The following is a 24,751-nucleotide window of genomic DNA, read 5'->3' on the forward strand; positions in this document are numbered from 1 at the left end:
GCTCGTGGACGCGGGGATGAAGCCCGCCGAGGCCCTGCGCGCCGCCACCAGCGTCAACGCCGAGCTGCTCGGGCTCCAGGACTCGCTGGGGACGCTGGAGGCCGGGAAGCTCGCCGACGTGGTGGCCGTGCCGGGAGATCCCCTCCAGGACATCCGCCGCACCCAGCAGGTCTTCTTCGTCATGAAGGAGGGCGTGGTGTACCGCAACGACCGCGGCCCGGCGCCCTCCGCCGTCGCCCGGTAGCGGACGCGGTCACTCGACGGAGTGGGCCGCGTCAGGACCCGTGACGTCCGTGAACTCCAGACCCGTTGCGCCTGTGCGCTCGAGGGCCTCTTTGATGTCCTCGGCGACAACGAGGCCCACTCGCCATCCCCAGGTACGGAACACCTTCGCGTCGGCCACCTGGGAGGGTGCGATGCGCATTCCGGCGACGACGCGGTACTCACCGACCCTTTCGGGTTGCCCATCCTCCGACATCCAGTAACGCACTTCCTCGGAGGCCTTGTCGTCGATGCACTTCACCGTGCGCGCGACGTTGACCAGGAAGTAAGGCTCTGCTCGCGACTCCACCGTCACGGGGAAGAGCTGGACGTCGCCAGGAGCCATTTCGGCCAGGACGCTGGCCACTTTCTGGGTGACCACGGGAAAGCCCCCCGCATCCGCGAGCGAGAAGTCCAGCGCCTCGCCAGGATGGTAGATGGGAACGCGAAGGCGGCCTTCAACCTGGGTGGGTTGTCCGCGCATGAAGAGCCACGACCCGGCTTCCCGTCCTTCCGCGTCGATAGGGGTGCCCAGCAGCCATCGTCCTGGGTCGGTCATGTCCTCGTTCAGCCTGAAATAGCGCGTCGTCACTTCGCACTCCTCGCGTCACCGAGTCCGGGTGACCAGCTTGTTGAGCCGTGAGGAGGAACAGGACGATGAGCGCCCAGCCGCCCAACTCGGGGCGCAGCCGCGCACCTCGCCAGCGCGAGTCACCGGGACGCAAGGACACGCCGCACCTCCCGAGGCTCAGTTCGCCCGCGACTCGGGTGCGGCGTCCTTCACGTCCTCGGGCAGCAGCTTGCGCAGCTCGTCCGCCATCTTCCCGAGCTTCAGCGCCGTGGCCGTCACGTCCGTGCCCATCTGCGAGTACGTGTCCACCAACTCCAGCAGCGTCGCGCACCCCTGCGAGATGTGCGTCGTCTGCTCCGCCTGACGCTCCGCCTCGCCCGAGCTCTTCTCCATCAGCTGCTGGTTCTGCAGCACGATCTCCCGGATGGAGCGCAGCGTCGTCCTCGCCGACTCCAGCACCGGCTGGAAGCGCGCCGTCGTCTCGCGGATGTGCCCCACCGCCTGCAGCGTCTCGGCCATCTGCTTGGACACCCCGCCCACCACCTCGCCAATCCGCCCCGAGCTGCGCCCCGACTCCTCGGCCAGCTTGCCCACTTCCTTGGCCACCACCGCGAAGCCCCGCCCGTGCTCCCCCGCTCGCGCCGCCTCAATGCCCGCGTTGAGCGCCAGCATGTTCGTCGCCGCCGCCATCTCCTGGATGGTCTCCACGAAGCCGTGGATGCGCTCCGAGCTGTCCTCCAGCCGCTGCACGCTCTGCGCGCTACGCCCCACCGCCTGGGCGATGTCGCTCATGCTGGTCTCCATCCCGCTGACCAGCGTGTCCACCTCGCCCGTGTAGCGCTGCGCCTCCTCGGCCTGCGTGGCGCTCGCCCGCGAGTGCCGGAAGAGCGCTCCCGCCGCGCTCGCCATCTGCTCGCTCGCCGCGGCAATGCGCAGCGCCGCCGTCCGCACGTGCGAGGCCTGCTGCGACATCTCCGAGATGGTCGACGAGAGCACCTGCGCCGAGCCCGCCAGCGTGCGCCCCGTCTCCACGATCTTGCCCCGCGACGCATGCAGCTCGTGCATCGCCTCGGCCATGTCCCGCCGCAGGTGGAACTGCTTGCGGTGCCCCCGGTGCAGCGCCTCCAGCAGCGAGCCCACCGACAGCAGGCCGAGCAGCAGGGTGATGTCCAGCGCCAGCGTCGTCGTCAGCGGCGCGCTCGAGAGCACCAGGTTGAACACCATGTGCGCCAACGTCAGCAGTCCGTAGTAGCCAAAGCGCGCCCCCCGGCCAATGGGCAGCACCGAGGGCCCCGTCAGCACGTTGAGGAACACCATCACCACATGGTAGCCCGAGCCCGCCGTGCCAATCCGGTAGAAGGCCCACTCGTTGCCGATGGCGAACAGCGCCGCGCACCAGAACCCCAGCGCCGGCAGGTGGCGCTCCTCCACCACCCGCCGCAGCGACTCCAGCGCCAGCGGCACCAGCAGCCACGGCAGTCGCGCCAGCGCCATGTGCGCCAGGCTCGCCTGCGCGCCACCAGCCCCCATCACGTACAGCACGTCCAGCGCGAAGAGCACGGGCGTGGACACCAGGCCCAGAAGGGCCAGGTGGCGGAGCCGGGACGGCCCTCGCGTGAGCAGGAACTGGCGGTAGGCCTCCTGGGCCTGGGGGGAACGGGGGGTGGTTTCCATGTGCCCTACCACGGGGTCCAGAGACCAACGCTCCGACTCCCGTCGCCGCCACCGTATCAGATCGCCGCGCCCTCTCCGGCGCCCGCATTCGCCTGCCTGCCCTCCCTGCGACCTTGGAGCGTCCCTCTCCCTACACCACCGGCAACTCGCGCTGCACCGGCCCGGGGGGGAAGGCCGCCTCCAGCCGGGCCAGCTCCTCCCGCGTCAGCCGCAGCCCGTCCGCCGCCGCGTTGTCCCGGGTGTGCGCCTCGCGGCTCGCCTTGGGGATGGCGAAGAGGGGGCCACGCCGCGTGAGGAACTTGAGCGCCACCTGCCTCGGGGTGACGCCGTGCGCCCGCGCCACCTCCGCCAGCACCCGCCCGTCCGCGCTGCCCGGCTCGGGAAAGTCCCCGCTCCCGTAGGGGCTGTAGCCCACCACCGCCACCCCGTGCCGCTCGCACCACGGCAGCACCCGGTGCTCGATGTGCCGCTCCCTCAGGTGGTACAGCACCTGGTTGCACGCCAGCCGCCCCGGCCCGGCGAGCGCCAGCACCTCCTCCAGGTCGTCCACATCGAAGTTGCTCACCCCCCAGGCGCGGATTTTTCCGTCCTCCCTCAACCGCTCGAAGGCACGCAGGGTCTCCGCCAGGGGGTGTGCCCCCGGCCAGTGCAGCAGGTAGCAGTCGAGGCGGTCCGTCTTCAGCCGCTTCAGCGAGCGCTCGCAGGCCTGGAGGGTCCCATTATAGGTGGCGTTGTTGGGCATCACCTTGGAGACGAGGAACACCTCGTCGCGCCGCCCGGCGAGCGCCTCGGCCACCAGCTCCTCCACCTCGCCGTAGCCGTACAGCTCCGCGGTGTCCACGTGCGTCAGCCCCAGGTCCAACCCCACCTGGAGGGAGCGCAGGGCGCTCGCCCGGTCATCGCCCTCCATCTGCCAAGTGCCCTGGCCGAGCACCGGCACCGCCACGCCCGTGTTCCCGAAGACGCGCTTCTCCATGGTGTCTCCCCCGTGGCCTCAGCGTCGCAACTCCCGCCCCGGCCCGGTACGTCCGTCCGCTCGCCTGCGTTCCCTGGCGCACACCGCCGCGTCTTCCCCCTGGAGAGCCAACGTCTGGTGCGCGGGAGGTCGTCCCCCGCGCCCCGCTAGCGCCCGGGCTTCACGGCGGAGGCGCCGGTGCGCGGGTCCACCGACACCCGGGGCGGGCGCCGCGTCTCCTCGAAGAGGCGCCAGCCCGGCTCCAGGCCGCGCCAGAAGGCCATCCGCTCCGGCGAGGCCCGGGGGTGCTCGCCGAGCGCCGCCAGCCCCTCGGCGTCTAGCCGGCGCGGGCGCGATGACAGCGGGTGCGCACTTGTGGCGCCCGGTGTGTGGACGCGTTAGCACTCGGCCCCCCTTCACCGGGAGTCTCCCCACACCATGCCTCTCAACCACTACGTCACCCTGGGCCGCTCCGGCCTGCGCGTCAGCCCCCTGTGCCTCGGTGCCATGACCTTCGGCGATGACCTCGGCTGGGGCTCCGACGTCACGACCTCCAAGGCCATCATCGACCGCTACCTCGCGCTGGGCGGCAACTTCATCGACACCGCCAACGCCTATACCCGCGGTCACTCGGAGAAGATCATCGGCGACCACCTGGGCCACACGCCGTCCAAGCGCCACCGCGTCGTCATCGCCACCAAGTTCTTCGGCAACCTCTTCCCGGGAGACCCCAACGGCGGCGGCGCCGGCGCCAAGTCGCTCATCGCCGCTACCCACGAGTCCCTGCGCCGCCTGCGGACGGACTACATCGACCTGCTGTGGATGCACGCCCTGGACAGGCACACGCCCCTCGAGGAGACGATGCGCACGCTGGATGACCTCGTGCGCGCGGGCAAGGTGCGCTACATCGGCTTCTCGGACACGCCCGCGTGGAAGGTGGCGCAGGCGCAGCTCACCGCGCACTTCCGCGGCTGGACGCCGCTGGTGGGACTGCAAATTGAGTACTCGCTGCTGGAGCGCACCGTGGAGGGCGAGCTCATCCCCGCGGCCCAGGAGCTGGGCCTGGGCGTGACGCCCTGGTCCCCCCTGAAGAGCGGCGTGCTCAGCGGCAAGTACACCCGGGAGAACGCCGGCAAGGTGAAGGCCAACCGCGGCGCCTGGGTGGAGAGCAGCCTCAACGAGCGCGCCTACACCATCATCGACGTGCTGCAGCGCGTGGCGAAGGAGCTGGGCAACACGCCGGCCCACGTGGCGCTCGCCTGGGTGCAGAACCGCCCCGGTGTCACCTCCACCATCATCGGCGCGCGCACCCTGGAGCAGCTCGAGGACAACCTGGGCGCGCTGGACGTGAAGCTCACCCCCGCCCAGGTGGCCGCGCTCGACGAGGTCTCCCAGCCCACGCTCAACTTCCCCGCCGCCTTCCTCCAGGGCTCGCCCTCGTTCATGCATGGCGGAATCACCGTGAACGGCGTCACCCCGCCCACGATGCCCTTCCTGCCCAAGACGGACGCGGAGCGGTACTAGTCCCTCCCGCCTCACCCCGGCCGGGTGTCAGTCCGGGCCCGGCCGGGTCCGCTTCAGCGGCCGCGCGGCCCGCCTCCGCCCGTCGAGAACCAGGCGGAGCCCGCGGGGGTGTCACTGCTCTCCGCCTGCGAGGGCGCGAAGGGCGCCGCGTCCTCGGAGGAGGCGTCCTCCCCCACCAGCGGTCCCCCGTCGAGATCGGTCGAGTCCACCGCCATCACCAGCCCCGTGCCCATCAGGCCCAGCAGCGCCACACCGACCAGCGCCACCTTCAGCTTCAGCCTGCGGAGCTTGCGCGCCTGGAGACGGGCCAGGAGGAGCTCCTCGTGGCGCGCCTCCTGCTCGCGCGTGGGCCTCCGCTTCAGCGGGAGCCGGATGACGGGGGCGATTCCTGGCTCATCGGGGGGCATGCGGCCATTCTAGCCCAGGCCTCGCGGGAGGGATAACTCACGTCCAGGCGATGGCCGCTCCGCGTATCCACCGGGTGACGGTGGCCTGGAACGGGGCCGCCTCTGGCGCATCTCTCCTGGACCGTGATGAACCTGGACCTGTTTCCCCCCACGCCGCCCCCACCCGGGCCCATCGACCGGCTGCTGCGCGTGTCTCGCATCTACCTGGAGCCCGAGGTCGAGCACTTCGCCCGCGGCCGCGACATCCTCGCGCGCTTCCCCGACGCCGAGCGGGTGGAGGTGCGCTCGCACTGGAACATCCCCGGCCTCTTCGGCAACGAGGGCAACGCCGAGGCGTGGAATCGCATCAAGGGCACCACGCTGGTGCTCGGTGTGAAGAAGTCCATGTCCTTCCAGACGAATGGGCGCAGCGCGGACTACCTCCCGCCCTCGACGGCCAATGGCTGCGTGATGAGCTGCGCCTACTGCTACGTGCCGCGCAACAAGGGCTACGCCAACCCCGTCACCCTCTTCGTCAACCTCGAGCAGATCGCCGCGGCCATCCGCCGCCACGCGGGGAGGCTCGGGCCGAAGACGGAGCCCAACAGCGTGGACCCGCGCTACTGGGTGTATGACATTGGCTGCAACAGTGACTGCTCGGCCGACGCGGCCCTGAGCGACAACGTGCGCGACCTCGTGCGCCTGTTCACCACGCTGCCCAACGCCATGGGCTCGTTCGCCACCAAGTGGGTCAACCGCGAGCTGCTCTCCTACGCGCCCCGAGGCAAGACGCGCATCCGCTTCAGCCTCATGCCCCACGCCCAGGCGAAGCTGCTCGACGTGCGCACCAGCCCCATCTCCGAGCGGATTGGCGCCATCGACGACTTCGTGGCCGCCGGCTACGAGGTGCACCTGAACTTCTCGCCCGTCGTCATCCACGAGGGCTGGCAGGAGGCCTATGACGCGCTCTTCCAGCAGGTGGACGACACGCTTGGGGCCAAGGCGAAGGAGCAGCTGGCCGCCGAGGTCATCTTCCTCACCCACAACGAGCGGCTGCACGAGGTGAACCTGCGCTGGCACCCCAAGGCCGAGGAGCTGCTGTGGCGCCCGGAGCTTCAGGAAGCCAAGGTGTCCCAGGGCGGCGGCGCCAACGTGCGCTACCGCACCGGCTACAAGGGCCAGCTCGTCGAGGAGTTCCTGCGCCTGCTCGCGCGGCGCCTGCCGTACTGCCGCGTGCGCTACGCGTTCTAGGCGCATAGCGTGGAGCCGTGCTGGCCCCTCGCTCGAACCGGATAGCCCCCGCCCCACCGTGCTCCATCGCCACACTGGTGCTGCTGTGTCTCGGGGCCTGTGCCGCACCTGGGCCACGCATGGGCACCCTGCGCTACGACACGGGAGGCACCTCGAGCCTCCACCGGGAGGCTCCCTCTTCGAGCTTCGCTGCCTCTCGGGCCTCTCGTGGCTCCCCGCGCCCGGAGGAGGCCGAGCACTGGAAGGCGGTGGAGGAGAAGCTGGAGGAGTACCTCCAATGGGGCATGCGGCTGATGGAGACGCATGCCGCGCACCTGCGGCGCATCGCTCCCGGCCACCTCCTCACCGAGCACCCCCTGCGCGAGAAGTCCCTGGATGCCCTGGTGCGCGCCACGCTCGCGTGGGCGTACTCCCATACCGAGGATCCGGACTTCCCGCGGCGCAGTCCCTCTGAAGTGGCCCTCTACCTGCTGGCCAGTCGCTCGGCCCTGGCCACCGCCATCGAGCTGGGCAAGCGGGCCCCGCCCCACCTCGACTTCACACCGCCTCCCGAGGACACGTACACCGAGCGAGCGCTGGTGGCGGAGCTGCTCATCGGCTTCACGCCTCTTCTCGGTGAGGCGACGGACCTGGCGGCGGCCATCACGGGCGAGAGCTTCACCGGCCATCCGCTCAGCGACACCGAGCGGTTCATTCATGTGCTCGGGGTGGTGCTGCCCTTCGCCAACGGCAAGCTGTTGACGAAGGGCGGAGAGGAGACGCTGGGCCGGGTCGCGCTCGTCACCGGCAGGAGCCTGCATGAGGTGCAGGTGCTCTCCCGCGTCGCCTCCCACCTGAGCGCCGAGGAGGTGAGGGAGATCGAGCGCGTCCTCCAACGGGCCGCGGACAGGGGCGGGACGCTGGCGGATGAGGAGCTGGCCTTCCTGGAGCGGGTGGCCGGCAAGTTGGAGAAGCCCTTGAGCGAGGCCGCGGAGAGCCTGCGTCGCGGGGAGAAGCTGCCGCTCCTGGGCGCACGAACCCTGGCGGACGGCACTCGGATGCTGCCCGGGTCTCCCGAGCACCTCGCCCAGCGCTGGGTGGACTACCAGTTCCGCCACCCGGGCAAGTACCGGCGTTTCTCCTATGCCGTGAACCCCGAGTGGGAGCGGCTCTATCGCTCCATCATTGCCAACAAGCCCGCGGGCAGTGCCTTCGAGGACGCCATCCTCAAGGCCCAGAGTTGCGAGAAGAACGCCGCGATGATGATGCCTCCGCCGGGCAGGATGGAACAGGGCTTCATCCCAGACTCGGTGCGCGGCAACCCTGGTGAGCTGGTGTGGGGCCAACCCTACCGCTTCATCGAGGCCAAGGGCCGCCAGGAGCTGGCCTACACGGGAAACCTCAAGGCGATGATCGAGTATGTGCAGGAGCACGGAGGCCACCTCGAGCTGTGGATCCGCTCTGCGAATCATTCGTCGGGAAAGACCCGGCTCACCAAGCCCCTCCAACAAGCGCTGGAAGATCTCCTCCGGGATGGCGAAGCTGCCATCAGGTACTACCCGTAGGGGTTACTTCGCTCATGCGGCACTTCGAAACGCACATTGCACTGCCCCCCGGCCTTCTCTCGTCCACTGTCGTGCGTGAGATCCTCCGGCTCGGCCTCGAGCAGTATCGGTGGTTCACCCCCATTCGCTACGGCACAGGCACGCTCAGGCATGAGCTGAACCCGAACCACATCGACGTCGATGTGCTCCTCGCATTTTATGAGGAGCACGAATGCCTATGCATGGCCGCCAGGACCGACCAGGACTTCTTCTATTTTTCCCCAGCGAGGCCCGAGAGTCAGCGCCGTTTTGGCAGGCTCGACATATTCACCCACCCCAAGGTGACCCACAAACCCGCTTGGCGTGCTGCGCACATCCAGCAAGTGACCGAGCTCATGCGGCTCCTGCACTCCCCTCTGGCCTTCGCGGGGCTCGCTGAGGACATCGAGAGCAAGACCCAGCGGTTGGTGCCCGAGGAGGTGGGTCAGAGGCTCGATTTCACTGTACGCAACTACAGCGAAGGGCTCGCCGGGCTCTTCTGGCGCAACTTCTTCGGGCCTCCCTTCGTGCGCATGTTCGGCGAGCGCCTCGCCTCGCTCCCCGCCGAGTACCGCCAGGACCTCGGCAACGGCACCGTGCTCGTCCAGCCCTACCCCCTCCCCTCCGAGGCCGGCACCGAGCAGGGCAATGCCCAGGAGCGCTCGCTCATCGAGCACCTCGGGCCCGAGTGCTTCTACGACCACGCACGCCACCTCAAGCCGTCCCGGGTCCCCGTGCTCGAACCGGTGAGCGCCAGCTGAACGTCCGCCCGGTGGATGTGACAGGCTCCCGGGCCATGCTCCCGTACGACGCGCTGGAGGCCCTGGCTCGCGAGCGGCTTCCCCAGGCCGTGTTCGACTACTACGCCGGTGGCTCGGGCGAGGAGTCCACCCTCGCGGACAACACCGCCGCCTGGGCCCGCCTCCGCCTCCGCCCTCGCATCCTGCGCGACGTGTCCTCCGTGGACACCTCCACCGAGCTGCTCGGCGTGAAGCTCGCCGCCCCCGTGCTCGTCGCCCCCACCGCCTTCCACTCGCTCGCGTACCCCGAGGCCGAGCTCGCCACCGCCCGGGGCACCCGCGAGGCTGGCTCCCTCCTCGTGCTCTCCTCGCGCGCTTCCCGCCGCATCGAGGACGTCGCCGCCCTCGCCGGGCCCTGGTGGTTCCAGGTGTATGTCTTTCGCGACCGCGGCCTCACCCGCGCCCTCGTCCAGCGCGCCGTCGCCGCCGGTGCCCGCGCCCTCGTCCTCACCGGCGACACCCCCTATGTCGGCCGCAAGCGTCGCAACCGCGGCGACTCCGCCCTCCCGCTCCCCGACGAGGAGCTCCTCGTCAACCTCGAGGGCCTCACCCACCGCTCCCTCGCCGAGCAGGCCCCCGACACCTCCTTCGCCGACCTCGACCGTCTGCGCGAGGACTCCGGCCTGCCCGTGCTCGTCAAGGGCGTGCTGCGCGCCGATGACGCCCGCGAGTGTCTCCACCACGGCGCCGCCGGCCTCATCGTCTCCAACCACGGGGGCCGGCAGCTCGACGGGGCCCTCGCCACCGCCGAGGCCCTCCCCGAGGTGGTGGAGGCCACCGGGGGCCGCGTCCCCGTCCTCGTCGATGGGGGCGTGCGCTCCGGTGGAGATGTGCTGCGCGCCCTCGCCCTCGGGGCCCGCGCGGTGCTCCTCGGCCGGCCCGTGCTGTGGGGGCTCGCCACCGGGGGCGCCGACGGCGTGCGTCAGGTGCTCGACTCGCTGCGCGAGGACACCGCCCACGCGCTCGCCCTCGCCGGAGCCCCGGACCTCTCCCGCGTGGGCGCGGACCTGCTCGCCCCGCCTCGCCGTCCCTGAGCGCCCCTCACACCCGAGCGCGGGCCGGAGCTGGACTGGCGCTCCGCTCCTGGCGCCGGGACTCGGCCAGCTTCGCCACCTCCTGACGCACCCGCGCGGCCACCCACTCGAGCTCCCGGCGGGGCAGCCCCGCGCCGAGCACGAGCTGGGGCCCGTCCTCCCGCTCGAGGACGAGCAGGGGGCAGGTGGCCTCCTGGAAGAGGCCCAGCCCGGCGGCCCTGTCCTGGAGCTCGCGCACGTCGACCTCCTGGAGGAGCCTCGCCGGGACGCGGGTGGACTGGGGGGCGCCGCTCCCCGCGCGCACCACCTCCAGCCCCGGCCGTGACACGGTGATGCGCCAGGTGGTGCGGGCTCCCACCAGCGCCCTGCGCAGGAAGACGCCTCCCGCCACGAAGGGCACCAGCGCGAATCCCACGAGCCACACGAGGTAGTCCCGCGCCAGGGGGAACGTGAGGAGGTAGCCAATCACCCCGCACGGAGCCACCCACAGCCCCACGCCGGCGTAGGCCCAGGACAGGAACCCGCCCTGCCAGCCGGGCGCGGGCAGCCGCACCTCGAGCTGGCCCCCCGCCTCGCGCACTTCGACGCGAGAGCCCACCGGAACCTGGAGGGGCGGCTCCTCCCGCGCGACCGCCGGAGCGGCCGGCTCGCCCACCGCGCGCACCCGCCCATCCCCCACCTGCAAGGACAGCCCGGTGTGGAGGGCCACGGCCTCAGCCAGCGCCATGGCCTCGGCGGTGTCATCGCTCCCGGACAGCAGGTGGGGCTCCGAGTCCCCTCCGACGAGCTGCACCATGCAGCCGCGGGCGGACGTCACGGTGTGCACCTGCACCCGGTCGAACGCCGTCAGCAGCAACGTCCGCCGGAAGAGGGGCACCCCGAGTCCCGCCGCCCAGGAGACCCGGCCACGCGCCGTGTCCACGGTGACTTCCCAGACGCCCAGCGCGCTGTAGAGGCCGTAGCCGAAGGTGAGCAACGGGATGAGCAGGAGGTGGACCTCGGTCCACTCCATCACCCACCAGAAGAAGTACGTCAGCCCGGCGGAGAGGAGCAGGCAGGAGAGCCCCGCCAGGAGCTCCTTCGTCCCGCGCTCATGCCGGATGCGCAACCTCGCGCCATCACTCCACCACCGATTGTCGCCGCACGTCCGCATGCCCCGGGAAGGTTATCCCGGACCCGAGGCGCGGGAAAACCCGGGCTCAGGCCGCCCGCTGGGGCGCGGGCACCTCGGGCTGGGAGGAGGGCTCCTCGGGGGGCTCCTCCTCCGAGGAGGAGGCGGGCGCGAAGTTGGCGAGGGCCGCGCTGGAGAGGATGAGCAGCCCGCCCAGCAGCAGCGAGGAGTCCACGCGCTCGCCGAGCATCACCACGCCCAGGAGCACGGCCACCAGGGTGTCCAGCAGCGGCATGGCGCCGACGACGGCGAGCGGCACGCGCGGCAGCAGCCAGAAGAGGAGCTGGTAGGTGAGGGCGGTGGCGCCCACGGCGAGGTAGGCGATGACGAGCAGGGCGCGAGGCGTCCAGTGGGCGGGCAGGTGGGACTCGAAGGCGAAGGCGCCGGCCAGCAGCAGCACGGAGCTGCTCAGCGTCTGCACGCACACCGAGAGCCCCGTGGCCACGTGCCCCAGCGAGCGCCGCACGAGGATGTTGGCCAGCGAGATGGAGAGGGTGGCCACGAGCGTGAGCAGGCAGCCGAGCACCACGTGTCCGGAGAGGCTCAGCCCCCGCAGGTGCTCGTGCTGGAGCGCGAGGATGCCGGCGAGCCCCAGCCCCGCGGAGACGAGCTTGGCGGGCGTGAGGGGCTGGTCCGGCAGCAGCAGGCGCCCCAGCAGCAGCAGCCACACCGCGTAGGTGGAGAAGAGGAGCGCGGACCAGCTCGACGGAATCCACTGCTGGGCGATGAAGAGCAGCGCGTAGGGGAGGGCGATCTGCAGCACCCCCACCCCCGCCAGCAGGCCCCAGGTGCGCGCCCCCAGCCGCACGCGCAACAGGCCGCTGAAGGGCAGCAGCACCAGCCCGGCGAGCATCATCCGCGAGCCGGCGAAGAGCAGGGGCGGCAGGTCCTCGAGGCCCAGCTTCACCACGGACCAGGTGGAGCCCCAGAGGGCGAAGCAGGCGATGTAGGCGAGGGACAGGCGAGCGCGGGAGGCGCCGGGGACAGACATGGCCGCGCCAGTACCACGCGCGCGGCTGCCGCGCCACGCACTCAGGGCGAGCCGGTGACGCTCACGCGCTCCTGCACCATCTCGAGGTTGTTGCCCACGGGCACCACGGCCTTCTCCACCATGCCCTGGGCGTCCACGGTGAGGGTGGCCTTCACGGGGCCCGTCTCCACCGTCACCTCGCGGCCCTCGGGGGACTCCTTGCGCCACACCTGGGGCAGCGGCGCCACCGGGTTGGCCGAGGGGCTGTAGGCCTGCAGCGTCAGCTCCTTCTTCTTGCCCGGCACGAGCTGCTCACGCAGCAGGCGCGCGGTGCCCGGGTCCGTGGCCAGCTCCTGCGCGGCGGTGAAGGTGCCCTTCAGGTCCTTGCCGCTGTGCTTGCCCTCGTAGTGGTACTCGCGGCCCTTCACCTGCTCGAGCGACATCTGGATGTCGAGCTCCCCGTTGGTGGCCCGGGCGTAGTCGCGCGCCACCAGCCGGCCCTCCTTGTCCGCGAGCTCCGTGGAGACGGTGTCCTGCACCATCAGCTCCTTGGGCGAGCGCGGGAAGAAGAGGCTCATCTCCACCTCCGTCAGCTTCGAGCCGCCCGCCGCATCCCGCACGGTGCGCTTCTCGAAGCCCACCGGGTGGCCCTGCACGCGCAGGACGTGGAACTCGGAGTAGCGCGGGGCGGGCTTCTTCTCCCCGGCGCTCTTGAGCGAGGCGGCCAGCCCACCGGTAATGCGCTGGAAGCTCTCCGAGTACCCCAGCTCGTCGTGCGAGCACACCAGGGGCACCTGGTCCTGGGGGTGGACCATCAGCTTGGCCAGGCCCGCCGCCTTCCCGCGCGGGGTGTCCACGAGGTACTGCGCCTCGGCGTACACGGTGGGGGTGTCGGCGATGAGCCGCACGTCCGTGGTGCGCGCGAGCTGGATGTCCGTGTGCTGCCCCGCCATCTCCAGCATCCGGTAGAGGGCCCCGCCCGCGTCGAGCGGCTCGGCGTAGACGAAGCACGTGAGCGGGCTCCTGGTGCCCAGGGGGATGCTGAGGATGAGCAGGCCCTGCTGCTGCTGGAAGGAGGGCGCGGCCGCGGCCTCCACCTCGCCCGTGAAGGAGCCATCCGGCGCGGACACCTGCTGCTTGGACAGCGGCGGCACCTCGCGCGCGGCGAGCGCCTTCAGGTCCACCTTCGGCGCGGGGGGGCTGGCCGGAGCCGGCGCCGGCTGCGGGGACTCGGAGGGGGCGGGGGCCGCGGCGGGGCTGTCGGGGGGGGCCGCGGGCCTGGAGGAGGCCGGGGTGGCACAGCCGGTCAACAGGCCCAGCAGGAGGGTCGTGCGCAGCCGCATTCTCAATGTCTCCGGGAGATGTCCGCGCGAGCCGGCATGGCTCCGACGCGCGCCGGGCACGCTATCAGGGCCTCAACCCCCGCCGGGTGCGCATCTCCGTGCCGAGCGCCGTCACACTCGCGACGGACAGGACCGTGCGCGCCTCTGGGAAGATGACACACTCCTCCAGCCGCAGGTGCGCCTCCATCAGGTCCGCGAACCGCAGGGTGTCTCGCATCAGCTCCGTGGCCAGCTCCGCGTGACGCTCCGGGGACTCACGCAGCAGCCGCCAGCGCGGGAGCAGCGACTCCAGCAGGGCCTCGATGTCGCGATGCTGCCGCGACATCCACTCCAGCGCATCCAGCGAGCGCGTGGAGGGACGGGCCGCCCGCAGACGGTGGGCCAGCAGGAGCTCCTCCTCCTCATGCAGGGGCAGCCCCACGGTGAAGTAGCGCTCCACCCGGGTAATGGCCTCCTCCCGCTCTCCCGCGGGTATGTCCGACAGCCGCGCCACCCGCACCGCCCGCTCGATGAAGAAGCGGATCCGCCCATGAGACTCGAGCAGGAGTTGGAAGGCATCCCGCCGCCGGGAAGCAGCGGCAGTGGAGGACGGGAGGGGCAGGTACATGAGCATGACAGCGCCAGGGGCGGTGCAATGGCTGATCCACGCGCCCGCCCCGAGCCACGTCACACGGCAGGCGCGCAGAAACTGCGCGGGCCCGCAGGACCTGCGCTCCGGTTCCCGTCACCTCATCCCCTCAGTGCCTCGTGAGCTCGAGCTGGTGGCGCAGCTCCTCCAGGTCCATCGACAGCCGCTCCAGCGTGTGCCGCATGGGCCGCTTCGGCAGCTTCGCCCAGGCCACCGCCCCACACACCGCCGCCAGGAAGAGCACCCCGCCCGCGATGAGGAGCGCCCCCGCCCACAAGGGCAACGGCAGCGCCGCCGCTCCCGCCGTGAGCAGCAGGGCCAGCCCCACCAGCGTCAGCGCCGCCGCGCCTCCCGCGAACACACCCGCGGTGCGCGCCGCGCGCACTTCCTGGGTGAGCTCCACCTTCGCGTGCAGCAGCTCCGCCTTCGCCAGCAGTCGCGCCTCGTTCATCGCCCGGCGGACGAGCTCATTCGTCGACAAGTCCGCCTCGGGAGTCATCCGGCTCTCCACGGCCTTCCTCCTCTCGACCGACGCCGCGCGGCGTCACCTCGCGTCGCCCCCAGCACCCGGGAGCGCCTCGACCTGGCGCCTCCTCAGATGCGGCCGAGCACCCCGAACAACAGCCTCGGCGCCACATCCGCCGCCCTCGCGTTCACCCCCACTGCGGCATCCCTTCCTCCCAGAGCCCATTCCGTCGGGTCAAACGTGGGACCCTGAACGGTTCCCGGCAAGGCAAGGCAGCCAGGCCCGAGCCCGCCTGACTGCGCAAGCGATGGAGGCCCAGGCCCCCGTGCTCGGAGGGCTGGCTGCTCCTCATTCATCCGGGCGGGCCTCTTCGTCCTGCCGCGTGGTCTGTACCCTGCCGGACACCCTGGGAGGACTGCCGCTGTCGGCTCGGGTGGACGGGTTCAAGATGCTCGCGCTCCCGTGACAGGGAGTAGGGGGATACGCCCAATGGCCGAGGCACGAGCGCTCTTCGTGGGAGCCTGCACGAGCACGAGCGCGCGAATCACCGTGGTGGCGGATGCGAACGTCCAGGTGGCGCACCTGGCCTGGTCCACACAGGCACAAGGGGGAGAGCAGCTCACCACCCTCATGCTCCGGGAAGCGGCTCCCTACCGGATGGGCACCTTCGAGCTCTCGGGGCTGACACCGGGAGCGACCCTCCGCTACGCCGTGGACTGCGCGCCGCTCGGGCTTCCAGCATCCATGCCCTCGGCGCTCCTGGCCGAGGCCTCCCGCCGTCACTCCGTCCGCCTGCTGCCCGCGGACTCCAGCCGGCCGCTGCGCGTCGTCCTGTTGAGCTGCAACGCCATCGAGCACTCGGACGAGCGCACCCGCTTCGACATGTGGAGGCGGCTGCGGGCGCAGATCGACGCGGGCCGCGTGGACCTCCTCATCCACGGCGGGGACCAGGTCTACGCCGACGACATCTGGCGCTGGCACGAGAAGCATGACTCGCGGCCCCCGCTCGACGCGCTCACCGCCGAGTACCGCGAGGAGTACGTGCGCCTGTGGGGCGACAACCCGGACATCCGCGGGGTGCTCGCGAGCTGTCCCTCCGTGATGATGTGGGACGACCACGACATCTATGACGGCTACGGCTCGAACGACGACGATGACCTGCCGGGCTCGCAGCGCTACTTCCAGGCGGCGGCGCAGGCCTTCCGGGACTTCCAGGGCGTCAACAACCCGCCGTTGGATCCGGCCTGGCTCCAGCACCGGGACGGCACCCAGGTGCCGGCCAACGACTCCTTCATCTCCTGCTTCCGCTCGCACGGCATCGGGTTCGTCCTGCTGGATGGGCGCTCGAAGCGCAACTACGAGCGCTCGAGCGTCCTGGGGGACAACCAGCTCAAGGTGCTCGAGACGGTGCTCGAAGCCTGGAGGGCGGACAAGACGTTGCGCTGGCTCTACGTCCTCACGGGCGTTCCCGTCGTCCACGCGGAGGTGTCCGCGGGGCTCGCCATCTCGGACATGACGGGGGACCTGCTCGGGGCGAGGGACGATCTGCGCGACAACTGGGTGTCGCCCAACAACCTCGCCGAGTGCCGGCGGCTGCTGGTGAATCTCTTCGACTTCATGGTGGACCGCCCGGAGGTGGAGGTGACGCTGCTGGGCGGTGACGCGCACGTGGGGGCGGTGGCGCGCATCTGGAGCTCCATCCACACGCTGCCCAACGGCAGCGCTCCGGAGTTCTACCAGGTGACCTCGTCGGGGATTGCCCACCCGGCGCCCTCGGGGCTCAAGGCGCTCATCATCCGGCAGGGGGCCAAGCCCGTGCGGCACAGCCTCGCGGGAGGGCAGCAGATTCAGGGCGCGCTGATGCCCATTCCCGGCAACCCCGGCACGCGCATCCTGTGGAAGCGCAACTTCGCCCTCTTGAAGCTCGGGCCCGGGGAGGGCACGCAGTGGGACCCGAAGCGCAAGCTGCGCGTCGAGTTCCACGCCGAGGGCTTCTCTCACCCGCTGGAGATGGAGCTGGTGAACCTCTGAGAGATCCACCGAGCCGCCCTCCTACGCCAGGGCGGCTCGGTCCCCTGTCACGGGGTGGGGTCGAACTTCAGCAGGAAGGGGCTCTGGTTGCAGGTGCGCACCGGGCCGTCTCCAAACTCCGCGGTGCCGCGGAAATACCCGCCCAACACCACGTTGCCCGCGGCATCGACCCCCCCCCCGGTGCCGAAGACGGCGCCCATCCCGGGCACGGCGCGGTAGAGCCTGTCCGCCACGTACCCCCCACTCGCGTCGTACCAGGCCACGAACGCAGCGGGAGCGTCCACGTACTGAGACCCTCCTCCCAGGTCCACGGGGCCATACGCCCACCCGGAGAGCAGCAGGTTTCCCGAGGGACCGAAGGTCGCGTTCCACACGGTGGGCTGTTGGATGCCCCATGACGCCAACCAGGTGTTCGCGACCACCTCGCCTCCGGCGTCCAACTTCGTCAGGAGAACCGCCCCCGGCGGAACCCAGGGCAGCACCCACACACTCCCCGAGCTGTCGACCTTCACCTGCGGGTACAGGTCGACCGTCATGTCCGAGCCGCCCTTGCGCACCCAGAGGGCGTTGCCCGTGCCACTCCCGAGCTTCGCCACGAAGATGTCCGGTCCCATGGGCGAGCTGGTGAGCACGGTCCCGTCGAACTCGAGCGGAGAGAACCCCTCTATCGCGAAGAAGCTCCCCACGAAGAGCACGTTGCCGGCCTCATCCAGCGCGACATCCGTGTCCTGCATATAGTCGGTGTGCTGGTAGCTCCTGCTCCAGGCCGGTGTGCCCGTGCCGCCCTCGAGCTTCGCCACATAGACGGCGGAGCGCCCACTCACGCTCGCGGAGTGCTCCACGCCCCCGATGCGCAGCGAGCCCTTGAGGGCCCCGGAGATGGCGACGTCCCCGGCCGGGTTGGTGGCCAGTCCCTCCACCGGAGCCCATTCGGAGGACTCGAAGCGTTGGGCCCAGAGCACGGACCCGCTCGGGGAGAGCTTCACCACGAAGGGGCCCCTCCCACTCCCGCTGGTGAGGCTCACCCCGCCGACTTTCAGGGTGCCACTGAAAGTCCCGGCGATGAGCACATTGCCACCACCGTCCACCCGGAGGGTGCTTCCCTCCACCATCCCCAGCGACTGGAGGACCACGCCCCAGACAGGCACGCCGCTGGCGTTGAACTTCGCCACGAAGAGGTCACTCCCGCCCCCCGTGACCGAAGTGCCGCCGAGGTTCAGCGTGCCATCCAGCTGGCCCAGCACGAGCGTGTTGCCCGAGCCGTCCACCTCCAGGGCATCGATGGCCGCGTCCCCCGTGGCGCATGCCGGCTCGGCGAGCATCGCGGACCAGAACCACTGGTTGACGACCGGGCACGTGTCCACGCCATCGCAGTCCTCATCCCCGAGCGTCGAGCAGTCCTCGGGGCGGGGAAGCCGCTGACCCACGCAGGCCACGTCGCCGAACAGCCCGCAGCCCACGGTGCCACCGCGGCACTGGCCACGCCCCTGCGTTCCCGCGGGACCGGTGTAGCAGGACAGGCCCTCCAGGTCGGAGCAGGTGCAGTCCTCGTTCACCGCGCCGTCGCAGTCCTCATCGAAGGGGCTGCGGCACGACTCGGCCACCGGCAGCACCTCGCCCATGCAGGCGCTCCAATCCAGGCCGTCGATGGCGCACTGCCTCCGGCCGGCGCGGCACACGCCCTGCCCGAGCGTCCCCGCGGGCCCCGGGTAGGCGCACGTCTCGTAGGCGCCGGGCGTGCAGATGGGACTGCGCCCCACGAGCCGGACGGGCGTGCAGGTGTCCCGCCCACAGAGGCTCGCCGCCGCGCTGCCCGTCACCACCGCCGACATGTAGCCGGATTGGCCGGGCGTGCCGGTGGAGACCTTCGCGGTGTGGCCTCGCTTGATCTCGATGCAGGCCTTGCCGCCGGGACCGGTGTAGCCCGAGCTCAAACCCGAGTAGCTGAGGCCCTCGGCTCGGATGGAGGCGTTGGGGATGGGCGCGCCCGTGTCGTCCACGACGAGCACGTCCACGCAGCTCCTGTCCGTAATGGGTGCGTCGCAGTTCCACCAGGTGAAGTGATTGACCTGCACCACCCACACGAGCTTGCCCGGGTGGGCCGGCGAGGTCTGGAGGGTGCCCTCGCCCTCCTGGCGCCAGAGGCCCGCGTCCAGGTCGAACCACCACGCCGGCACCGTGTCCCCCACGTGGAACTGGGAGGCCAGGGCGTCCGGGAGGACGAACTCCAGGGTGGCGGAGGCACCGGGCGCGAGCTGCGCGGGAGCGCCATCGGCCCACAGGCTCACCTCGGCCATGAAGAAGCTCTCGAGCTGCACCTGTCCGCCGCTCGCCGAGGTAGTGCCCTCCAGCGGACCGGGCATGGAGCCCAGCTGCGTGGTGGGGTCCAACGGCGCGACGGTGACCTCGACGGTGCCGGTGACGGGCTCGCCGAGCGCGTTCACCACGGCGTTGGCCGGAATGGAGACGCGCACGGCGGGCGTGTCGATGACGCCCCCGGTGCTGGCCTCGAAGGGGATGGGCTCGCCCTGCGGCAGCAGCTTCACCTGGTGGCCCAGGTGGGCGCCCTCGCCGAGCTCCAGCACGACGGAAGCGGAGGTGAAGCCGAGCGCATCCACCCGCGCGAGGAAGCGACCGGGAGACAGGTTCTCCAGGAGCAGGCGCCCGGAGCTGTCCGTGGGGAAGAGCGAGTCGCGCGCGGACACGGCCGCGTGGGCGAGGGGGTTGCCCGCGCCATCCACCACCTGGAGCAACACACTGGTGCCGGACGGCGGCGTGCCCACCGGGGGAGGAGGAGGCGGGGGCGTGCTCACGTACAGCTCGGCCGAGGCCTGGTTGCCGGTGCTGAAGCCACCCACCGCGAGCACCCGACCATCCGCCAGCCGCGTGGCCGTGTGTCCGTAGCGGTTCACGCTCAGGGAGGCCGTGGAGCCCCAGCTCCCGGTGGCCGGGTCATACAGCTCGGCCGAGGACGAGATGCCGGTGTAGTCGTGGTAGCCGCCCGCGACGAGCACCTTGCCGTCCGCCAGCAGCGTGGCCGAGTGGGCGCGGCGCGGACTGCCCATGGCGCCCGTGGCCGTCCACGTCCCCGTGGCCGGGTCATACAGCTCGGCCGACGCCGAGGGCCCCGGCTCGGAGCCATCGTTGCCCGCCACCAGCACCTTGCCCGAGGGCAGCGCCGTGGCCGTGTGGAAGCGGCGGCCCCGGCCCATGGAGCCCGTGGCCGTCCAGGTGCCCGTGGCCGCGTCGTACACCTCCGCCGAGCCGAGCAGCACCCCACCGTTGTCGCCACCAGTCACCAGCACGCGGCCCGAGGCCAGCGGCGTGGCCGTGGCGTTGGCGCGGGGCGTGCGCAGGTCGCTCGTGCGCGTCCAGGTGCCCGTGGCCGGGTCATACAGCTCGGCCGAGGAGAGCGTGCGGCCGGAGCCATCCGTGCCGCCCAGCACCAGCACCCGGCCCGAGGGCAACGCCACGGCGGCGTGCCGGGCGCGGCACGTCCCCATGTTGCCCGTGGAGGCCCAGGTGCCCGAGGCCGCGTCATACACCTCGGCGCTCGTGCCGGACTGGCAGTCCTCGCCACCGGCGATGAGCACCCGCCCGTCCGCCAGCGCCGTCATCGTGTGGGAGCGGCGGGAGACCCGCGTGTCGCCCGTGCGCGCCCAGGTGCCGGCCGCCGGGTCATACACTTCCGAGGAGGGGTTGTAGCCACCGGCCACCAGCACCTTGCCCGAGGGCAGCGGCGCGGCCGTGTGCAGCAGCCGGGCCAGCGCGAGCTGGCCCGTGGCCGTCCACCGGGCCTCGTCCGCCGCGAGCGCCCGTGCCACGTGAGAGGCACCGCTGGAGTCCTGCCCGTCCCGCGCTCCCGGGAGGGAGCTGTCACACCCGGAAGCGCCGAGCACGAGCAGCCCCAGCAGTGTCACCCAGGCCAGGGGAACCGGTCCTCTCCGGTCCCGCGTTCCCACGCCTTCGGCACTCCAGGAATTGCCCTGTCCGCCGCAATCCCTGCCATCCACGAGGCACCCAGTGTCTCTCACGCATTCCCCTCGATTCGTGACAAACAGACGCACCGCGCTTCACGCGCAGCACGTCTGGCAATGTCACAGAGGGGTCATTCAACCGTCAAAACAAATCTTTGACATACATGTGTCCACAGTGGAGCCGACAGTGCTGGGTTTTCCGTCTGTGTCTGGGAATACCGAGAACGTGCCTCCCGTCACGGGGTAGGGTCGAACTTCAGCAGGAAGGGGTGGTAGCCGCAGCTCGACAGGAGGCTGCTTCCCAAGTCCAGGTTGCCCAAGAAGCTCCCCCCCAACACCACGTTGCCCGAGGCATCCACGGCGACGCCATTGCCGAAGGCGAAGCCGATGGGCGACGTGCCCCTCCCCGTCGCCACGAAAGTCCTGTCCGCCACATACCCCCCGTTGGCGTCGTAGCGGGCCACGAACGCGCCCCGGGCGGAGCCCAACACCCGTGCCCCGCCTCCGAAGTCCACGGCGCCCTGGCCCGTCCCGGCGAGCACCAGGTTTCCCGAGGGCTCGAAGGCCACGCGCCACGCACGGGGCGGGATGAGTCCACCCCCCGCCGACACCGTCAGCGGGCGGCTCGCGAGGACCGCGCCAGCGCCGTCGAGCTTCGTCAGGACCAACGACGCCGCCGCGGTCCATTGCAGCACCCACGCGCTGCCCGTCTTGTCGAGGTTCACACTCGGGTGCATCTCGAGCGTCGAATCCGTGCCGACCTTCCGCACCCAGCGGGCGCGTCCGGTGCCGCCCTCGAGCTTCGCCACGAAGACATCCATCTCCAGAGCGGCGAGCCCGTGCTGGCCGCGAGCTTCGTCACGTAGAAGGCGTTGCTCGAGGACGCGGCGTGCGTCACGTCGCCGATCCGCACGGAGCCCGAGAAATGGCCCGTGACGGCGACGTTCCCGGCGGGGTCGGTGGCCAGCCCCTCCACGTAGGCCGCCTTCAACGACGACAGGGTCTCGAAGCGCTGGGCCCACAGCAGGGCCCCGCTCGGGGAGAGCTTCACCACGAAGGGCGTCGTCACGCCCGTACCGGCGGCGAGGGTCACCTCCTCCACCCCGAGAGAGCCCGAGAAGTTCCCGGCGACCACCACGTTGCCGTCGCGATCCACCGCGATGAAGGGGAGGTTGTGGACCTTGTCCCCCACCTCGAGGAGCTTGCTCCAGACGGGCACGCCGGTGGAGCAACACACTGGTGCCGGACGGCGGCGTGCCGACCGGGGACGGAACGGGGGGCGGCGGAGTGCTCGCGGGCAGCTCCTCGGGGACGTCATCCGGAACGGTGCCGCCACATCCCGCACCTCCGAGGACGAGCAACCCCAGCAGGGTCACCCCGGCCAGACGGACCAGCCCACCCCGGTTTCGCGTACCCTGTCTCTCACGAATGCCCCCTCGGCGCTGACGCACAGACGCCCCGCGCTTCACTCGCGGTGCGTCAGGGAATGTGACCGAGGAGGCATTCCACCGTCAAAGCGAATCCTTCCCATCCGCGTGGCCACGGCGGAGCACGTCGCCGAGTGGCTGGCCATTCCCATCCCCCAGGACAAAGGTCATGCGGCCCTGGGTTCCGGGCCAGAGGCGCCAGGTGCTCCGCGCGGTGTCCGGACTCGCACGTCTATTGGGCGAGGTCGTCCAGCACTTCGGAGAGGGTGGTGGCGGTCAGGGACCGGTCGAACCAGCGGTCGAGGGTGGCCAGGTCCGTGCAGGTGAGGATGCGCTGTCGGGCCTCCTCATCGATGTGCATGCCGCGCACGGTGAGAATCCGCAGGATGCTCTCGGTACGCCCTTGAATGAGCCCCTGCCGTTGACCCTCCCTCCGCCCCTCCTCCCGACCCCTCGCCAGGCCCTGCTGGAGTCCCTGCTCGATGAGTTTCTCGCCATAGCTCTGCATCAGCTCCTCCGCTCGTTGCTCACCCAGCACTGAATGTAACACCCGCCCGGCCGTGTCACGGACGGCCTCGTCTCCCACCATCAACAGGTAGCGGACGACCACCACCAGGTGCTCGGCGCCCTCGGGGCCTGCCTGCACCTGCGTGAAGAGCGCCACCCAGTCCGGCAACTTCTGGGCCAGCTCCCCGGTACGTCCGTAACGGAGGACCAGCCACGCCAGCCTCGCCAGCGGCGGGCCGGCACGCGCGCTCAGTGCCTCCTCCCTCTCGGCCGTCAGGTCATCGAGGAGGTACTCGAAACGCGGCACCAGCGCTCGCCAGCGCTCCCGAGTCTCCTCTCCTTCCGGCAACTCGAAGAGGTCCTCCACCCGGCGCGGCGCCGTCCAGACGCCCTCGGGCCCGTGGTACATGACGAGCGGGATGATGAGCGGAAGCAACTCGCTCCGCGGGTGCTCCTGACGCCAGCGCTCCAACTGGCGCACCACGTAGCGCAGCATGCGCAACGCCATCCACGGGTCCACCGAGGACTGGTGCTCCAGCAGCACATACAGCAGCAGCGGGTGACCCGTGCGCAGTCGCGCCGTGAAGAGCAGATCGCTCTCGGTCTCGCGCAGCTCCGGGTCCACCACGCTGCCGGGCTCTCGCCGCAGGGACGCCCAGTCCACCTCCGAGACGACATGCGCGGGCAGTACGGCGCGCAGCTCGGCCGCGGCCCGCTCGGGGTGGCCGAAGGTGTAGCGGGCGAAGAGGTCATGCGGTCCCGACATGGCGAGCCGCGCCTCAAGCACGCGTCGGGCCAAAGGCATCCCAACCCCGCCTCCCAGGTTCCCAGCCCGGCCGCTCGCAGGGGTGACGTCCTCGCGGTGGCGCTCATGCCCGCGGGTGGACCCGCACCCCGCGTCCCTGCCCTCCCGACATCTCACCCAGCCCTTCGCCGGCCTTGCCTGCCCGCTTCGCCTCACACCGCGTGAACCGCCTTCGCGGTCATGTCATGGCGTGTCGCAGAACGTCCGCCGTGCCCCTGTTTGGAGGGGAGCACGGGTTGCACGTATCGTTCGCGTGAAATTGTCCATCACTGCTAGACCCTCCGGGCCGAGGGGAACTTTCGTGCGAACCGCCTACAACGACTTCCTGAGCGCCCGTTTCTTCGCGGGTCTGGATGGCCTGCGCTGCCTGAGCATCGTGGCCGTGGTGGCCTACCATGTGGCCGCCACCCACGAGGGCCTCATCGGCCGCGGCTACCTGGGCGTGGCCCTCTTCTTCGCCATCAGCGGCTTCCTCATCACCACGCTGCTGCTGCGCGAGCGCGACAAGGTGGGACGCATCTCGCTGCGCGGCTTCTTCGCCCGGCGCTCCCTGCGCATCTTCCCCCTGTACTACGCGGTGCTCGGCCTCTACGCCGTCGTGGTGTTCCTCGCCGAGAAGGACGCCGTGGTGCGTGGCGACTTCTTCTCCAACCTGCCCGCCTTCCTCACCTACACGTCCAACTGGTTCGTCCCGCAGCACCCGGACAAGCGCGTCATCTTCTACTTCGCCTGGTCCCTGGCCACCGAGGAGCAGTTCTACCTGATGTGGCCCCTCGTCATCCGCCTGTCCCGGCGCGCCTGGGTGCCCGTGCTCTTCATGTGCGGCCTGCTCACCGCGGCCCTCGGCACGCCGGTGCTCGTGGCCCAGGGGCTGCTGGATGGGGGCCTGCTCGGCGTGCGCATGCTCTCGAGCCTCTCCGCCTCCATCTGCATGGGGTGCCTCGCCGCCTACGTGGTGCACTCGCCCAGGGGCTTCGGCCTCGTGTACCCGGTGCTCGGTCAGGTGTGGAGCGTGCCCGCCCTGATGGGGGTGCTGCTCGGCGTCGTGGCGTGGCACGACGCGCCCGCCTGGCTCACCTCGCTGACCATGGTGTCGCTCGTGGTGGCCACCTGCATCCGCGCCCAGCAGCCGCTCTCCGCCCCCATGAGCCACCCCTGGGTGCGCTACATCGGCACCGTCAGCTACGGCATCTACCTGCTGCACATGCTCGTGCTCAACGGGGTGCGCCGCGCGGTGCCGGGCCAGGGCACCGCCGTCCAGTTCGTGCTGACGCTCGCCCTCAGCGTGCTCGTGGCCGGGTTGAGCTACCGCTACTTCGAGAGCTGGTTCCTCAAGCTCAAGGGCCGCTTCGACTGGCGCGGGCACGCCGCCTCCGAGGCGCCCAGCACCGCTCCCGCCGAGACTCCC

General features: G+C 70.9%; 21 protein-coding genes. 8 read left to right on the forward strand and 13 right to left on the reverse strand.

All coding sequences use genetic code 11. The features are described 5' to 3' along the window. Positions 1-244: amidohydrolase family protein (locus VF697_RS09995; RefSeq protein ID WP_331093657.1), on the forward strand; the 244-nt coding region annotated here is incomplete at its 5' end. Between the two features lie 9 nt (positions 245-253). Here the strand turns inward: VF697_RS09995 and VF697_RS10000 are convergent. The 3 genes from VF697_RS10000 to VF697_RS10010 all read right to left on the reverse strand — a co-directional run bounded on the left by VF697_RS10000 (position 254) and on the right by VF697_RS10010 (position 3,482). Continuing rightward, positions 254-853, reverse strand: coding sequence for an imm11 family protein (locus VF697_RS10000; protein WP_331093659.1), 600 nt, complete (start codon positions 851-853; stop codon positions 254-256). A gap of 156 nt (positions 854-1,009) precedes the next feature. Next, a complete protein-coding gene (locus VF697_RS10005) occupies positions 1,010-2,506 on the reverse strand; it encodes a methyl-accepting chemotaxis protein (RefSeq protein WP_331093661.1) in 1,497 nt (498 codons plus the stop codon). Positions 2,507-2,636: 130 nt separating this feature from the next. After that, entirely contained in the window at positions 2,637-3,482 is an 846-nt protein-coding gene (locus VF697_RS10010; RefSeq protein ID WP_331093663.1) for an aldo/keto reductase, read from the reverse strand. A gap of 417 nt (positions 3,483-3,899) precedes the next feature. Here VF697_RS10010 and VF697_RS10015 point away from each other — a divergent pair, with 417 nt between their 5' ends. Beyond that, positions 3,900-4,985, forward strand: a complete 1,086-nt coding sequence (locus tag VF697_RS10015; RefSeq protein WP_331093665.1) for an aldo/keto reductase — start codon at positions 3,900-3,902, stop codon at positions 4,983-4,985. A 53-nt stretch (positions 4,986-5,038) separates the two neighbouring features. Here VF697_RS10015 and VF697_RS10020 read toward each other — a convergent pair whose 3' ends face one another. Beyond that, complete coding sequence (locus VF697_RS10020) at positions 5,039-5,392, reverse strand: hypothetical protein (RefSeq protein WP_331093667.1); 354 nt, start codon at positions 5,390-5,392, stop codon at positions 5,039-5,041. Between the two features lie 126 nt (positions 5,393-5,518). On the opposite strand from VF697_RS10020, the gene VF697_RS10025 reads away from it, so the two are divergent. From VF697_RS10025 to VF697_RS10040, 4 genes are all read left to right on the forward strand, one after another. Continuing rightward, positions 5,519-6,622, forward strand: coding sequence for a spore photoproduct lyase family protein (locus VF697_RS10025; protein ID WP_331093669.1), 1,104 nt, complete (start codon positions 5,519-5,521; stop codon positions 6,620-6,622). 119 nt (positions 6,623-6,741) lie between these two features. After that, on the forward strand, positions 6,742-8,166 hold the full coding sequence (locus VF697_RS10030) for a pre-toxin TG domain-containing protein (protein WP_331093671.1): 1,425 nt from the start codon (positions 6,742-6,744) through the stop codon (positions 8,164-8,166). A 221-nt stretch (positions 8,167-8,387) separates the two neighbouring features. Beyond that, positions 8,388-8,945 carry a hypothetical protein gene (locus VF697_RS10035; RefSeq protein ID WP_331093673.1) on the forward strand — a complete coding sequence of 186 codons (558 nt, stop codon included), beginning with the start codon at positions 8,388-8,390 and terminating at the stop codon, positions 8,943-8,945. Between the two features lie 35 nt (positions 8,946-8,980). Beyond that, positions 8,981-10,018 (forward strand): alpha-hydroxy acid oxidase, encoded by a 1,038-nt coding sequence (locus VF697_RS10040; RefSeq protein ID WP_331093675.1) that lies wholly within the window; start codon positions 8,981-8,983, stop codon positions 10,016-10,018. Between the two features lie 7 nt (positions 10,019-10,025). Here VF697_RS10040 and VF697_RS10045 read toward each other — a convergent pair whose 3' ends face one another. From VF697_RS10045 to VF697_RS10065, 5 genes are all read right to left on the reverse strand, one after another. Continuing rightward, the gene (locus VF697_RS10045; protein ID WP_331093677.1) at positions 10,026-11,126 is read right to left on the reverse strand and encodes a hypothetical protein; all 1,101 of its coding nucleotides are present in this window, start codon (positions 11,124-11,126) and stop codon (positions 10,026-10,028) included. Between the two features lie 91 nt (positions 11,127-11,217). Further along, positions 11,218-12,180: a DMT family transporter gene (locus tag VF697_RS10050; RefSeq protein ID WP_331093679.1), complete on the reverse strand. Its 963-nt coding sequence runs from the start codon at positions 12,178-12,180 to the stop codon at positions 11,218-11,220. A gap of 41 nt (positions 12,181-12,221) precedes the next feature. Beyond that, positions 12,222-13,502 (reverse strand): hypothetical protein, encoded by a 1,281-nt coding sequence (locus VF697_RS10055; protein ID WP_331093681.1) that lies wholly within the window; start codon positions 13,500-13,502, stop codon positions 12,222-12,224. Positions 13,503-13,566: 64 nt separating this feature from the next. After that, a complete protein-coding gene (locus VF697_RS10060; protein ID WP_331093683.1) occupies positions 13,567-14,109 on the reverse strand; it encodes a hemerythrin domain-containing protein in 543 nt (180 codons plus the stop codon). A 130-nt stretch (positions 14,110-14,239) separates the two neighbouring features. Beyond that, complete coding sequence (locus VF697_RS10065) at positions 14,240-14,629, reverse strand: phage holin family protein (protein ID WP_331093685.1); 390 nt, start codon at positions 14,627-14,629, stop codon at positions 14,240-14,242. Positions 14,630-15,085: 456 nt separating this feature from the next. On the opposite strand from VF697_RS10065, the gene VF697_RS10070 reads away from it, so the two are divergent. Then, complete coding sequence (locus tag VF697_RS10070; RefSeq protein WP_331093687.1) at positions 15,086-16,627, forward strand: alkaline phosphatase D family protein; 1,542 nt, start codon at positions 15,086-15,088, stop codon at positions 16,625-16,627. Positions 16,628-16,674: 47 nt separating this feature from the next. Here the strand turns inward: VF697_RS10070 and VF697_RS10075 are convergent, their stop codons facing one another. The 4 genes from VF697_RS10075 to VF697_RS10090 all read right to left on the reverse strand — a co-directional run bounded on the left by VF697_RS10075 (position 16,675) and on the right by VF697_RS10090 (position 23,304). After that, positions 16,675-20,589, reverse strand: coding sequence for a kelch repeat-containing protein (locus VF697_RS10075; protein ID WP_331093689.1), 3,915 nt, complete (start codon positions 20,587-20,589; stop codon positions 16,675-16,677). 251 nt (positions 20,590-20,840) lie between these two features. Beyond that, a complete protein-coding gene (locus VF697_RS10080; RefSeq protein WP_331093691.1) occupies positions 20,841-21,329 on the reverse strand; it encodes a hypothetical protein in 489 nt (162 codons plus the stop codon). After that, the gene (locus VF697_RS10085; protein ID WP_331093693.1) at positions 21,326-21,823 is read right to left on the reverse strand and encodes a hypothetical protein; all 498 of its coding nucleotides are present in this window, start codon (positions 21,821-21,823) and stop codon (positions 21,326-21,328) included. The genes VF697_RS10080 and VF697_RS10085 overlap by 4 nt, the downstream gene beginning before the upstream one ends. 440 nt (positions 21,824-22,263) lie before the next feature. Further along, complete coding sequence (locus VF697_RS10090) at positions 22,264-23,304, reverse strand: Rpn family recombination-promoting nuclease/putative transposase (RefSeq protein ID WP_331093695.1); 1,041 nt, start codon at positions 23,302-23,304, stop codon at positions 22,264-22,266. Between the two features lie 340 nt (positions 23,305-23,644). Here VF697_RS10090 and VF697_RS10095 point away from each other — a divergent pair. Beyond that, on the forward strand, positions 23,645-24,751 hold a 1,107-nt coding region (locus tag VF697_RS10095), incomplete at its 3' end, for an acyltransferase (protein ID WP_331093697.1).

This window comes from Archangium sp. (assembly GCF_036388035.1).
In the GTDB taxonomy this organism is placed as follows: Bacteria; Myxococcota; Myxococcia; order Myxococcales; family Myxococcaceae; genus Archangium.